Below are 12,812 nucleotides of genomic sequence, written 5' to 3'. Positions count from 1 at the left end.
TGATGAAGGCGGTGGACAAGTTCGAATACCGTCGCGGCTACAAGTTCTCGACCTACGCCACCTGGTGGATCCGTCAGGCCATCACGCGCTCGATCGCGGACCAGGCCCGCACCATCCGTATCCCGGTTCACATGATCGAGACGATCAACAAGATGAACCGCATCTCGCGCCAGCATCTGCAGGAGTTCGGCTACGAGCCGGATGCGCCGACCCTGGCCGAGAAGATGGAGATCCCTGAGGACAAGATCCGCAAGATCATGAAGATCGCCAAAGAGCCGATCTCCATGGAAACGCCGATCGGTGACGATGACGACAGCCACTTGGGCGATTTCATCGAGGACACCAACAACACCGCGCCGATCGAAGCAGCGATGCAAGCCGGCCTGCGCGATGTGGTGAAGGACATCCTCGACAGCCTGACCCCGCGCGAAGCCAAGGTGCTGCGCATGCGCTTCGGCATCGAGATGAGCACGGACCACACGCTGGAGGAAGTCGGCAAGCAGTTCGACGTCACCCGCGAGCGCATCCGCCAGATCGAAGCCAAGGCCATCCGCAAGCTCAAGCACCCGAGCCGCAGTGACAAGCTGCGCACGTATCTGGACAACCTGTAAGCTTGTTGAGATACGTAGCCCGCTAAGGCGGGCTGCCGCGCAGCGGCATCGCAGCTTGCGCCGCAGGCACAAGTTGCGAACCTATTTGGACAATCTCTGATTGGAAAATAGCTAACAGTCGGCGCTTAGGCGCCGACTCGAGGCACACAAAGGGGCTGGAGCAATCCAGCCCCTTTTTCATTTGCGCGCGCCGCTTGGCCTTACAGCACAAAACGGTCTTCAGCCGCGGCTACACTGCCAACAATTTCACAATCCAAGCCCTTGCCGTTTGCCATGACCCAAATCCGGGAACGCACTGTTTTGTTTGCCGATCTTCGCGGCAGCACAGCGCTTTTCGAAACGCTGGGCAATGCCGAGGCCACCTCGGTCGTCACGCATACCGTGGGTCTGATCGGGCAAGCGGTCGAAGAATGCTCAGGCAAGCTGATCAAGACCTTGGGCGACGGCTTGATGGCGGTGTTTGAAACCCCGCGTGACGGCGTGAATTCGGCCATCTTGATGCACGAGTTGTTGGAACGCGTGGTCGCACGCGGCAAGCAACATGGCGCCTCACCGGGTCTGCGTGCGCTGCGCATGCAAGTGGCCTTGGCACGCGGCGAAGTGGTGGAGATGAATGGCGACTGTTTCGGCGATGCGGTCAATGTGGCCGCACGCCTGCTGAACCATGCGGGCGACAATGAAACGCTGATCACGGCCGAAGTCCTGGCTGGCCTGCCCAGCAACAGAAAGCTGCGTTTCCGCAGCCTCGACCTGATTGCGATTCGTGGTCGCGCCGAGCCGGTGCATGTGCACGTGCTGGATCAAGCGATGCAAGGCGATGTGGCCGCCACCCAGTTCGGTGAAGTCCAGCAAGCGATTGAACCGGATGGCATCCGCCTGGTCTGGCTGGATCTGGACCGGGTCTTCGACATCGTCACCATGCCCATCATCTTGGGCCGGAGTGTGCAAGCAACTTATTGCATCACCGATGCGCGCGTGTCGCGCTCGCATGCCCGCATCGACTGGCATGGCGGCAGCTTTTCGGTCACCGACCTGAGCTACAACGGCACCTATGTGCGCTTTGGCAATAGCGGCGACATCGTCAGCCTGAAGCGAGGCAGTTGCACCTTGCATGGCCGCGGCGTCATTGGCCTGGGCAGCCCACCGATCGACGCCACCTCGCCTACCGTCAGCTTTGAGGTGCTGCACTTTGCGGACACCGAGCCGCTCGGCTTTGGGCACACCCGATCACGCAGCGGCTGATCCGCGCCAACAACAAGAAGAAGTAAAGAATTCGAAGAATGAGCACCCGCCCCGAAGCCCCCTACGCCCACGGCAGCCCAAGCAAAACCGCCCTGCTCTATTGCAATCTGGGCACACCCGATGCACCGACGGCGCCCGCGCTGCGCCGCTATTTGGCGCAATTCCTCAGCGACCCGCGCGTGGTTGAAATCCCGCGCATCGTCTGGAAGGTGATCTTGCACGGCATCATCTTGCGGGTACGCCCGGCCAAATCGGCCGCCAAGTACGCCAGCGTCTGGACCTCCGAGGGCTCGCCGCTGAAGGTCTGGACCGAAAAGCAGTCCAAGCTCTTGCAAGGCTATCTGGGTGAGCGCGGACACGCTGTGACGGTGCGTTATGCCATGCGCTATGGCTCACCCTCAATTGCCGACACCTTGAATGCCTTGCGCGCCGAAGGTGCCACTCGCATTCTGGTGCTGCCGGCCTATCCGCAGTACTCGGGCGCCACCACCGCCAGTGTGGTGGACGATGTGGCCCATTGGACACTGAAGACCCGCCATCTGCCTGAACTGCGTTTTATCAACCGTTACCACGACGACCCGCAGTACATCGCAGCACTCGCCGACAGCGTGCGCGCCCACTGGGCCGAACATGGCCGGCCCGAGCGGCTGGTGATGAGCTTTCATGGCATGCCCGCGCGCACCCTGGCCTTGGGCGATCCCTACCACTGCGAATGCCTGAAGACCGGGCGCCTGCTCGCCGAAGCGCTGGGCTTGCAAAAGACCGACTATGTCGTCACCTTCCAAAGCCGCTTTGGCAAGGCCAAATGGTTGGAGCCCTACACCGAGCCCACGCTGAAAAAATTGGCCAATGAAGGCGTCAAAAACGTGGCCGTGATCTGCCCCGGCTTCAGCGCGGACTGTCTGGAAACGCTGGAAGAAATCAATATGGAAGCGCGCGAGGCCTTCTTGCATGCCGGCGGGAGCCACTTCAGCTACATCCCCTGCTTGAACGACAGCCCAGCCGGCATGCGCGCCCTGACCGCCCTGGCCGAGCGTCATCTGCAAGGCTGGCCTACACAAGGCGCGGCACAGTCTGCCGCTGAACTTCAGAGTCAGCGCGAGCGCGCTTTAGCCCTCGGCGCTAGCAACTGAAAGGCTCTGCCGCGCAGAGCACCTCGCTGCAACGCCCGCCGCCTCAGTGGGCGGCGTTGCGCTGAGCGGCCAGCCGCACCTCACGCCAGCGCACCACCCAAGGCCAGGCACGCGGCAAAATCAGCACCAAGGCAACGATCACCAGCAAGCCCACCGACATGGGGCGATGCAGGAACACACCCCAGTGCCCTTCGCCAATCGACAGCGCATTGCGGAACTGTGCCTCGGCAATCGGGCCCAAGATCATGCCCACCACCACCGGCGCCGTCGGGAAGTCAAAGCGCCGCATCACCACGCCCAAAAGGCCGATCAAGAGCATCAAGAACAGATCGAAGGAGCTCTGGCGCATGCCGTAGACCCCAACGGTCGCAAAGATCAAGATGCCGGCGTAGAGCTGAGGTTTGGGGATCTTCAAGAGCTTGACCCACAGGCCCACCAAGGGCAGATTCAGCACCAAGAGCATCACATTGCCGATGTACAGCGAAGCGATCAGCGCCCACACCAGGGTCGACGAGGTTTGGAACAGCTGCGGCCCGGCCTGGATGCCATAGTTCTGCAAAGCCGACAGCAAGATCGCTGCCGTCACCGAGGTCGGGATCCCCAAGGTCAGCAGCGGCACCAAGGTGGCCGTGACCGCCGAGTTGTTGGCGGCCTCAGGCCCAGCCACCCCCTCGATCGCGCCGGTCGTGCCGAACTCCTCTTTGTGCTTGGACAACTTGCGCTCGGCGGCATAGCTCAGGAAGGTCGGAATCTCCGAGCCCCCGGCGGGAATGGTGCCGAAGGGAAAGCCAATCGCCGTGCCACGCAGCCAAGCCGGCCAAGAACGCCGCCATTCGCTGCGGGTCATGTGCACCGAGCTCATCTTGTTGATCTCTTGGGTGCTGCGGCCTTCGTACAAGACGTTGTACAGCGTCTCCCCCACCGCAAACAAACCCACGGCCACCAGCACGACCTCGATGCCGTCCATGAATTCTGGGACACCTGCGGTGTAGCGGACCTGAGCGGTGATCTGATCCATGCCCACCAAGCCCATCGCCAAGCCGATGAATAGCGCCGTTATGCCGCGCAAGGTGCTCTTGCCCAAGACCGCGCTGACGGTGGTGAAGGCTAACAACATGAGGCAGAAATACTCGGGGGGGCCTAGGGTCACCGCGAACTCGGCCATCACCGGAGCGAAGAGCGTCACCAGCACAGTGGCCACGGTGCCAGCCACAAAAGAGCCGATCGCCGAGGTGGCCAAGGCCGCACCAGCCCGGCCGCTCTTGGCCATCTTGAAACCCTCCAGCGCCGTCACCATGGTGCCGGTCTCACCGGGGGTGTTCAGCAAGATGGAGGTGGTGGAGCCGCCATACATGGCGCCGTAGTAGATGCCGGCAAAGAAGATCATCGAGGCCGTCGGGTCGACCTGCGAGGTGATGGGCAGCAGCATCGCCACCGTCACCGCTGGGCCCAGCCCCGGCAGCACGCCGATGCCCGTGCCAATCACACAGCCCAGAAAAGCCCAGAGCAAATTGATCGGCGTGCCGGCCGTGGCAAAGCCACCCAGCAATTGGTTCCAGAGTTCCATGGAGTGTCTTTCAGAGCCAACCGGACGTGGTCAAACCAGGCAGATTGATGGCCAGCAACTTGGTGAAAAGCCAGAACACCGGCGCGGCAATGATCAAGCCGGTCAAGCCGTCCAGCAGGCTTTGACGCAGATTGCCGCCCGGGCGGCCTTCGGCCATGCGCAAACCGCGCACCGCCAGGCCAAAACACAGGGCACAGGCCAGCACAAAGCCGATCACGGTGATCAAGGCGGCGTTGAGCGCCACGCCAGCGATCACAAACGCAGCGGCGCGCCAATCGGCCGCAGAAGCGCCCGAAGCCGCCTCCATCTCACGATAGCCGCCGGTACGAGCTTCCCAGATCAGCCAAGTGCCGCAAACCATCAGCACCACACTCACCAACCAGGGCATGGCATTGGGGCCGATGCCCGCATAGCCCGCATCCGAAGAGATGAAGGTGGCGCCCCAGGCCATGACCGCGCCGATCAGCAAAGCGCCAGCACCGACCCAGGTCTGGTGGCGCTGCGCCGAGGAATGAGCCGCCATCTCAAATCATCCCAGACTTGACCATGATGGCGCGCAGCATGGCGAACTCCTGATCGACGAAGTCAGCAAAGGCCTTGCCGGTCAGCAGCGCAGGCGTCCAGCCATTCTTTTCCAATGACTCAATCCACGACTTGTTGCGGAACACAGCCGTGATCATGTCGGTCAGGGCCTTTTGTTGTACGGCACTGATGCCCGGGGCGGCATAAACACCGCGCCAGTTGCCAATCACCACATCAATGCCCAACTCGCGCAAAGTGGGCACGTTGACGCCCTTCAAGCGCTGCTCGGACGTGACCGCAATCGGACGCATCTTGCCGCTTTCGATGTACTGCGCGAACTCGGAGTAACCGCTGCCGCCGACGGTGACATTGCCGCCCAAGATGGCGGCCGTGGCCTCACCACCGCCACGGAAAGGCACATAGTTGATCTTGGCGGCATCCACCCCGCTGGCACGCGCAATCATGGCGGCAGCAATATGCTCGGTCGAACCGCGCGAGCCGCCGCCCCATTTGACGCTGCCGGGGTCTTTCTTCATCTGATCGACCACATCCTTCATGGTCTTCAGCGGCGAATTGGCCGGCAGCACAAAGACGTTGTACTCGGTGGTTAGGCGTGCAATCGGCGTGGCCTGGCTCAGATTGACCGGCGGCTTGCCGGTGATGATGCCGCCCAGCATCACCGCGCCCATCACCATCAAGGCATTCGGGTCGCCCTTGGCAGCATTGACAAACTGCGCCAAGCCGATGGCGCCGGCCGCGCCGCCCTTGTTTTCGAATTGCACCGAAGACGCCAGGCCGGCGTCTTGCAAGGCCTTGCCCAAAGCGCGGCCGGTGGTGTCCCAGCCGCCACCGGGGTTGGCCGGGATCATCATCTTCAAATTGGCGTTGGCTTGGGCCGACAATGGCAGCGTGCCCGCAGCAGCGAGAGCAGCGAGGGACTTCAAAAAGGTATCGCGACGCATGGGCTTGTCTCCTGTTTTGTTGATCTGCCTCGCTATCGTCGCCATCCAGCCTGTCAGTTCGCTGTCCAAAGCCCTAGGGCAAACCCGCTAAGCTCGTGCCCATGAAACTGCTCTTGATCGAAGATGACCCCGCCATGCAGCTGAGCCTGACGCGCAGCTTCGAGCGCCGCGGCCTGCAGGTGGTGACCTGCGCCGACGGGGCCTTGGCCCTGCAGCGCTGGCAGTCCAGCCTGCCGGATGTGGTGCTCTTGGACCTGAGCCTGCCCCATATCGATGGACTGGACGTATTGGCCCAGGCTCGCAAGGCGGGCTTGAGCACGCCGGTGCTGATCTTGACCGCCCGAGGCACTGTGGGCGACCGCATCCTGGGCCTCAATGTCGGGGCCGACGACTATCTGCCCAAACCTTTTGATCTGGACGAACTGATGGCCCGGGTGCAAGCCCTGGGTCGCCGAGCCGGCGGCGGGCAAGCGCCATTTGCATCGCCCGCATCGGCAACGGTGTTTTGCGGCATGCGGGTGGATCCTGACAGCGGCGCGGTTTACCACCAGGAGCAATTGCTGGAGTTGACGCCGCGAGAAGGCGCTCTGTTGCGCGCCTTGCTGGCCCGGCCCGGGCATGCACTTGCCAAAGAGCGTCTCTTCGACCTGGTTTTTCCCGGCGATACCGAGGTTCAATTGGAGGCCATTGAGGTGGTGGCCTACCGGCTACGCAAACGCATCGCAGCAACGGGCGCTCAGCTGGTCAGCTTGCGAGGACTGGGCTATTTACTGAAGGCGCCGGCGTGAAGCGAGCGCCCGAGCCAACTCAGGCCAACTCATTGCGCTGGCAATTGATGGTCGGCATCTTGCTGCCGGTGGTGGTGCTGATCGGCTTCAACACGGTGAGCCTCTACCGCCAAGCCCTGCAAGCCGCCGACACCGCCTACGACCGCACCTTGCTGGCCACCGCCAAATCCATCGGCGAACTGCTGGAGATCAGTGTCAGCGGCAAGAATGGCGATGGCAGCCCCCCTCAGTTGCTGGCCAAGCTCAGCTATTCGGCCCTGGAGCCTTTTGAGGCCGACAACCGCAGCCGCATCTACTACCGCGTCAGCGGCTTCGCGGGCGAAATGGTGTCAGGCTTTGAGGATCTGCCTGCCTGGCAGGGACAGCTTCCCAACCAAGGCCCTTACGCCGCCTTGGTGACTTTCTATGACGCGGAGTTTCGCGGCGAGCCGGTGCGTATGGCCGTGCTGCTGCAACCGGTCGCTGGGGCCGGTGGTCAGGGCATGGCCACCATTCAAGTCGCCGAAACCCTGGAGTTACGCCGAACCTTGGCGCACCAAATTCTGCTGGAAACGGTCTGGCGTCAAGTCTTGCTGGTGCTGGTGATCGGCGGCGTCGTCATCGTCGTGGTGCAAAGAGCCACGGCACCGGTCCGGCGCTTGAGCAAACAACTGCTGGAACGCAAGGAAGATGATTTATCCCCAGTTCAAGCGCCCGACGCCCCGCGTGAATGGCAGCCGCTGGTGGAAGCCACCAATCAAGTGGTGGAGCGACTGTCCCATCTGCTGGAGTCGCAAAAGCGCTTTGTGCGCGACGCCTCTCACCAGTTGAAAACACCGTTGGCGGTCTTGAAGTTGCAGGTGCAATCGGCACGCCTTGGCGATGTAGATGCGATGCAAGCCTTGGCGGAGATTGACCAGACCGTCGGCCGGGCCACCCAGGTCGCCAATCAAATGCTGGCCCTAGCCAAGGTGGAGCAGTTGCACCAAGAGTTGGAGCCCCTCCCCACCCAGGACTGGGCCGCCCTGACGCGCGACGTGGCACTCGACCTCGCCCCCTTGATTGCCGACCATCACCTGGATTTCGACATCGAAACCGAAGCCGCCTGGGTCGACAGCCATGCCTGGGCCTTGCGCGAGCTGACCCGGAATTTGCTGCACAACGCGATCTCCCACAGCCCCAGCGGCGGCAGCCTGCACATCACGCTCAGCAAAACAGACGCCTGGGCGCGGCTGCTGATTGCCGACACCGGCCCCGGCATCTCGGCCGCGCAGCAAGCCCGGCTATTTCTGCCTTTTGCCACCGGGCCGGGCAGCCAGGGCTCGGGCTTGGGACTGGCCATCTGCCAAGGCATCGTGCAATCACTGGGCGGGAAAATTGCCCTTGAAAACCGGGTCCATGGGGCTCAGATGGAGGGCTTGAACGCCATCGTCGACTTGCCCTTGAGCGCCGCTGGGCCGGGGCGTGACCCCGAAGTTGGCGCGCCATGAGCCGAATCCTGGAAAATCACGCTCGATGAAATCCGCCAAAGCCGCGAACCCCAAGTCCAAGCCAGAGACGCAGGACGCTGGATTGCGCCTCGACAAATGGCTATGGGCCGCGCGGTTTTACAAAACCCGCTCGCTGGCGGCCGAGGATATTGGTCACGGCCGGGTGCAGGTCAACGGCCAAGTCGCCAAGGCTTCGCGGGAGCTGAAGCTGGGTGACTTGCTAAAGTTTCGCCAAGGCGATGTGCCCCGCGAAGTCTGGGTGCGGGGCCTGAGCCATATCCGCGGCCCGGCCCCGCAGGCGCAAGCGCTGTACGAGGAAACGCCGGAGAACTTTGCGCTTCGCGAAAAACTCAGCGAAGCGCGCCGCCTGGCACCCGAGCCGGCGCACAGCCTGGCTCAGGGCCGACCCACCAAGCAGGACCGGCGCCGCCTGGCGGACTGGAATCGCTGGTCGGCCGCCGCCGATACCGACTAATTCACGGATTTCCGCATCAATCCTTCCGAAAAGCCCTCTTGAAATCCCAGGTATGGCGCTCATATGGGCGCCATTGCTTCTTTTTGCATCATGACCCAATCCAATACCCCACCCCAAGAGCCAAACATCCCCGACGAGGTCGCAGCCGCACCAGCGGTCGACAAATTGGCCGAAACGGAAGCCCGTTTGGCGGAAATGTCGGACGCTTACCTGCGCGCCAAGGCCGAAGTTGAGAACATCCGCCGCCGCTCGGAAGAAGAAATGGCCAAGGCCCGCAAATTTGCGGTGGAGTCTTTTGCCGAATCGATGCTGCCGGTGATGGACAGCATGGAAGCCGCGATCGCCCTGCCCGACGCCAAGGTTGAAACCGTTTTGGAAGGCGTGCACGCCACCAAGCGCCAACTGGCCTCCGCCCTGGAGCGCAACAAGGTCGTGGAAATCAACCCGGCCGCCGGCACCAAGTTCGACCCGCATCAGCACCAAGCCATCTCGGTGGTGCCGGCCGAGCAAGAGCCCAACACCGTGGTGATGGTGCTGCAAAAAGGCTATTCCATCGCCGAGCGCGTGCTGCGCCCCGCCTTGGTGACGGTCACCGCGCCGAAATAATTTAACGACCGGGGCTTGAAAGCCTCGAAGTTATCCACAGCTTATAAGCATCAGTTTTTGAACGGCCGCGGCGGTCAAGCAAGCGCGGAGCCCCGCCGGTCACAGACAAATCTTCAGGAGAAAGAATATGGGAAAGATCATCGGTATTGACTTGGGCACCACCAACTCGTGCGTGGCCGTCATGGAAGGCAACTCGACACGCGTGATTGAGAACGCCGAAGGCGCTCGCACCACCCCGTCCATCATTGCTTACCAAGAAGATGGCGAGATCCTGGTCGGTGCCTCGGCCAAGCGCCAGGCCGTCACCAACCCCAAGAACACCTTGTACGCGGTGAAGCGCCTGATCGGCCGCAAGTTCAGCGAGAAGGAAGTGCAAAAGGACATCGACCTGATGCCTTACACCATCGCTGCTGCCGACAACGGCGACGCTTGGGTGGAAGTGCGCGGCAAGAAGTTGGCGCCTCCGCAAGTCTCGGCCGAAATCCTGCGCAAGATGAAGAAGACCGCCGAGGACTACCTCGGTGAAGAGGTGAGCGAAGCCGTCATCACGGTGCCCGCTTACTTCAACGACGCTCAGCGTCAAGCCACCAAGGATGCCGGCCGCATCGCGGGTCTGGACGTCAAGCGCATCATCAACGAGCCGACCGCTGCGGCCCTGGCCTTCGGTCTGGACAAGCATGGCAAGGGCGACCGCAAGATCGCTGTGTATGACTTGGGCGGCGGCACTTTCGACGTGTCCATCATCGAAATCGCTGATGTGGACGGCGAAATGCAATTCGAAGTGCTGTCGACCAACGGCGACACCTTCCTGGGCGGTGAAGACTTCGACCAGCGCATCATTGACTACATCGTGGCCGAGTTCAAGAAAGAACAAGGCGTCGACCTGACCAAGGACGTGCTGGCGCTGCAGCGTCTGAAGGAAGCCGCTGAAAAGGCCAAGATCGAGCTGTCGAACTCGGCCCAGACCGACGTCAACCTGCCTTACATCACCGCTGACGCGACCGGCCCCAAGCACTTGAACGTCAAGCTGACACGCGCCAAGCTGGAGTCGCTGGTGGACGAGCTGATTGAGCGCACCATCGCTCCTTGCCGCACTGCGATCAAGGACGCTGGCGTGGCCGTCAGCGCCATCGATGACGTGATCCTGGTCGGCGGCATGACCCGCATGCCCAAGGTGCAAGACAAGGTCAAGGAATTCTTCGGCAAGGAGCCACGTCGCGACGTGAACCCGGACGAAGCCGTGGCCGTGGGCGCAGCGATTCAAGGCCAGGTGCTGGGCGGTGAGCGCAAGGACGTGCTGCTGCTGGACGTGACCCCGCTGTCGCTGGGCATCGAAACCCTGGGCGGCGTGATGACCAAGATGATCGCCAAGAACACGACCATCCCGACCAAGTTCAGCCAGACCTTCTCCACCGCCGACGACAACCAGCCGGCTGTGACCATCAAGGTCTACCAAGGCGAGCGTGAGCTGGCCTCCGGCAACAAGAGCCTGGGCGAGTTCAATCTGGAAGGCATCCCACCGGCACCGCGCGGCACACCGCAGATCGAAGTGTCCTTCGACATCGACGCCAACGGCATCTTGCACGTCGGCGCCAAGGACAAGGGCACCGGCAAGGAAAACAAGATCACCATCAAGGCCAACTCCGGTCTGTCTGAAGCCGAGATCGAAAAGATGGTCAAGGACGCCGAAGCCAACGCCGGCGAAGACAAGAAGAAGGTCGAGCTGGTGCAAGCCCGCAACCAGGCTGACGGCATGATCCACTCGGTGCGCAAGAGCCTGGGTGAGCATGGCGACAAGCTCGAAGCCGGCGAAAAGGAAAAGATCGAAGCCGCCTTGAAGGACGCCGAAGAAGCCATCAAGGGCGACGACAAGGCCGATATCGAAGCCAAGACCGAAGCGCTGATGACCGCCAGCCAGAAGCTGGGCGAGAAGGTGTATGCCGAGTCGCAAGCCGCCCAAGCCGCAGCCGGTGCTGCAGCAGGCGGCGCCGAGCAGCCGCAAGCCGCTCAAGCATCGGCCAAGCCTGCGGACGACAACGTCGTCGACGCCGAGTTCAAGGAAGTTAAGGACAGCAAGTAAGTCCTTCAGGCGCGCCGGATTGAAGTAAAGATCCGGCCGCGTTTCGCCGCCGCGCCGCAGCCAAGAGGTTTTGTGAAGCCTCCCAAGCTCGACGCGGCGCTGTTGTTTTGACAAGCACGGACCCCGCCCATGGCAAAGCGTGACTATTACGAAGTTCTCGGCCTGGCCAAAAGCGCCAACGAGGACGAGATCAAAAAGGCCTACCGCAAGCTGGCCATGAAGTTCCACCCCGACCGCAACCAAGGCGAGGGTGCGAAGAAGGCCGAGGAGCAGTTCAAGGAGGTCAAAGAGGCCTACGAGATGCTGTCTGACGCGCAAAAGCGCGCGGCCTATGACCAGTACGGCCACGCCGGTGTGGACCCGAATATGGGCGGCCGCGGCGGCCCTGGCGCGGAAGGTTTCGGCGGTTTCGCCGAGGCCTTTGGCGACATCTTTGGCGACATCTTCAATGGCGGCGCCGGTGGCGCGGGACGTCGTGGCGGCGGCCAGCAGGTCTACCGCGGCAGCGATCTGTCTTACGCCATGGAGATCACGCTGGAAGAAGCCGCGCGCGGCAAAGAGTCGCAGATCCGCATTCCCAGCTGGGAAGGTTGCGAAACCTGCGGCGGCTCCGGCGCCAAACCCGGCACCAGTGCCAAGACCTGCGGTTCTTGCAATGGCTCGGGCACGGTGCATATGCGCCAGGGCTTCTTCTCGGTGCAGCAAACCTGCCCGCACTGCCACGGCACCGGCAAGATCATTCCCGACCCCTGCACCGCCTGTAACGGCCAGGGCAAGGTCAAGAAGAGCAAGACGCTGGAAGTCAAGATCCCGGCCGGCATCAACGAAGGCATGCGCATCCGCTCGGCCGGCAATGGTGAGCCCGGCGTCAACGGCGGCCCAGCGGGCGACCTCTACATCGAGATCCGCATCAAGCAGCACGAGATCTTCGAGCGCGACGGCGACGACCTGCACTGCACCATGCCGGTGGGCCTGACCACGGCCACCCTGGGCGGCAGCATCGAAGTACCGACGTTGGGTGGCAAGGCCGAGATCGAATTGCCCGAAGGCACCCAGCACGGCAAGACCTTCCGCCTGCGCGGCAAGGGCATCAAGGGCGTGCGCTCCAGCTACCCCGGCGACCTCTACTGCCACATCAGCGTGGAAACGCCGGTCAAGCTGACCGAGCACCAGCGCAAGCTGATGAAGGAGTTGGACAAGAGCTTCCGCGATGGCGGCGAGCGCCACTCGCCCAATGCCAAGAGCTGGACCGATCGGGTCAAGGACATCTTCAAGTAAGCGACGTCCCTCGCTCCCTCAGAAAAAGCGCCACAACCGAGCCGGTTCTGGCGCTTTTTTTCACGCTTTTGCGTCTTGA

Annotated in this window: 12 protein-coding genes; 9 read left to right on the top strand and 3 right to left on the bottom strand. The window is 62.3% G+C overall.

Going from position 1 to position 12,812, the window contains the following annotated elements; all coding sequences use genetic code 11:
* The 3 genes from ACOVRJ_RS06025 to hemH all read left to right on the top strand — a co-directional run.
* Positions 1–611: sigma-70 family RNA polymerase sigma factor (locus ACOVRJ_RS06025; RefSeq protein WP_422042986.1), on the top strand; the 611-nt coding region annotated here is incomplete at its 5' end.
* Between the two features lie 273 nt (positions 612–884).
* Positions 885–1,853, top strand: coding sequence for an adenylate/guanylate cyclase domain-containing protein (locus ACOVRJ_RS06020; protein WP_422042985.1), 969 nt, complete (start codon positions 885–887; stop codon positions 1,851–1,853).
* Positions 1,854–1,891: 38 nt separating this feature from the next.
* A complete protein-coding gene (gene hemH, locus ACOVRJ_RS06015) occupies positions 1,892–2,986 on the top strand; it encodes a ferrochelatase (RefSeq protein WP_422042984.1) in 1,095 nt (364 codons plus the stop codon).
* Between the two features lie 43 nt (positions 2,987–3,029).
* Here hemH and ACOVRJ_RS06010 read toward each other — a convergent pair whose 3' ends face one another.
* The 3 genes from ACOVRJ_RS06010 to ACOVRJ_RS06000 are packed head-to-tail and all read right to left on the bottom strand — an operon-like array spanning position 3,030 to position 6,037.
* Complete coding sequence (locus ACOVRJ_RS06010) at positions 3,030–4,553, bottom strand: tripartite tricarboxylate transporter permease (RefSeq protein WP_422042983.1); 1,524 nt, start codon at positions 4,551–4,553, stop codon at positions 3,030–3,032.
* A 10-nt stretch (positions 4,554–4,563) separates the two neighbouring features.
* Positions 4,564–5,076: a tripartite tricarboxylate transporter TctB family protein gene (locus ACOVRJ_RS06005; RefSeq protein WP_422042982.1), complete on the bottom strand. Its 513-nt coding sequence runs from the start codon at positions 5,074–5,076 to the stop codon at positions 4,564–4,566.
* A gap of 1 nt (position 5,077) precedes the next feature.
* Entirely contained in the window at positions 5,078–6,037 is a 960-nt protein-coding gene (locus tag ACOVRJ_RS06000) for a Bug family tripartite tricarboxylate transporter substrate binding protein (protein WP_422042981.1), read from the bottom strand.
* A 101-nt stretch (positions 6,038–6,138) separates the two neighbouring features.
* On the opposite strand from ACOVRJ_RS06000, the gene ACOVRJ_RS05995 reads away from it, so the two are divergent.
* The 6 genes from ACOVRJ_RS05995 to dnaJ all read left to right on the top strand — a co-directional run bounded on the left by ACOVRJ_RS05995 (position 6,139) and on the right by dnaJ (position 12,733).
* Positions 6,139–6,825, top strand: a complete 687-nt coding sequence (locus ACOVRJ_RS05995; protein WP_422042980.1) for a response regulator transcription factor — start codon at positions 6,139–6,141, stop codon at positions 6,823–6,825.
* 47 nt (positions 6,826–6,872) lie between these two features.
* Complete coding sequence (locus ACOVRJ_RS05990) at positions 6,873–8,294, top strand: sensor histidine kinase (RefSeq protein WP_422042987.1); 1,422 nt, start codon at positions 6,873–6,875, stop codon at positions 8,292–8,294.
* A 25-nt stretch (positions 8,295–8,319) separates the two neighbouring features.
* Positions 8,320–8,769, top strand: a complete 450-nt coding sequence (locus ACOVRJ_RS05985) for an RNA-binding S4 domain-containing protein (protein WP_422042979.1) — start codon at positions 8,320–8,322, stop codon at positions 8,767–8,769.
* Positions 8,770–8,859: 90 nt separating this feature from the next.
* Positions 8,860–9,375: a nucleotide exchange factor GrpE gene (gene grpE, locus ACOVRJ_RS05980; protein ID WP_422042978.1), complete on the top strand. Its 516-nt coding sequence runs from the start codon at positions 8,860–8,862 to the stop codon at positions 9,373–9,375.
* A 127-nt stretch (positions 9,376–9,502) separates the two neighbouring features.
* Positions 9,503–11,455, top strand: a complete 1,953-nt coding sequence (gene dnaK / locus ACOVRJ_RS05975; RefSeq protein ID WP_422042977.1) for a molecular chaperone DnaK — start codon at positions 9,503–9,505, stop codon at positions 11,453–11,455.
* A 129-nt stretch (positions 11,456–11,584) separates the two neighbouring features.
* Entirely contained in the window at positions 11,585–12,733 is a 1,149-nt protein-coding gene (gene dnaJ / locus ACOVRJ_RS05970; protein ID WP_422042976.1) for a molecular chaperone DnaJ, read from the top strand.
* Positions 12,734–12,812 lie beyond the last annotated feature (79 nt).

The sequence above is a fragment of the Roseateles sp. genome (genome assembly GCF_049240545.1).
Lineage (GTDB): Bacteria > Pseudomonadota > Gammaproteobacteria > Burkholderiales > Burkholderiaceae_C > Paucibacter_A.
This window is presented reverse-complemented; position numbering and strand designations above follow the sequence as displayed.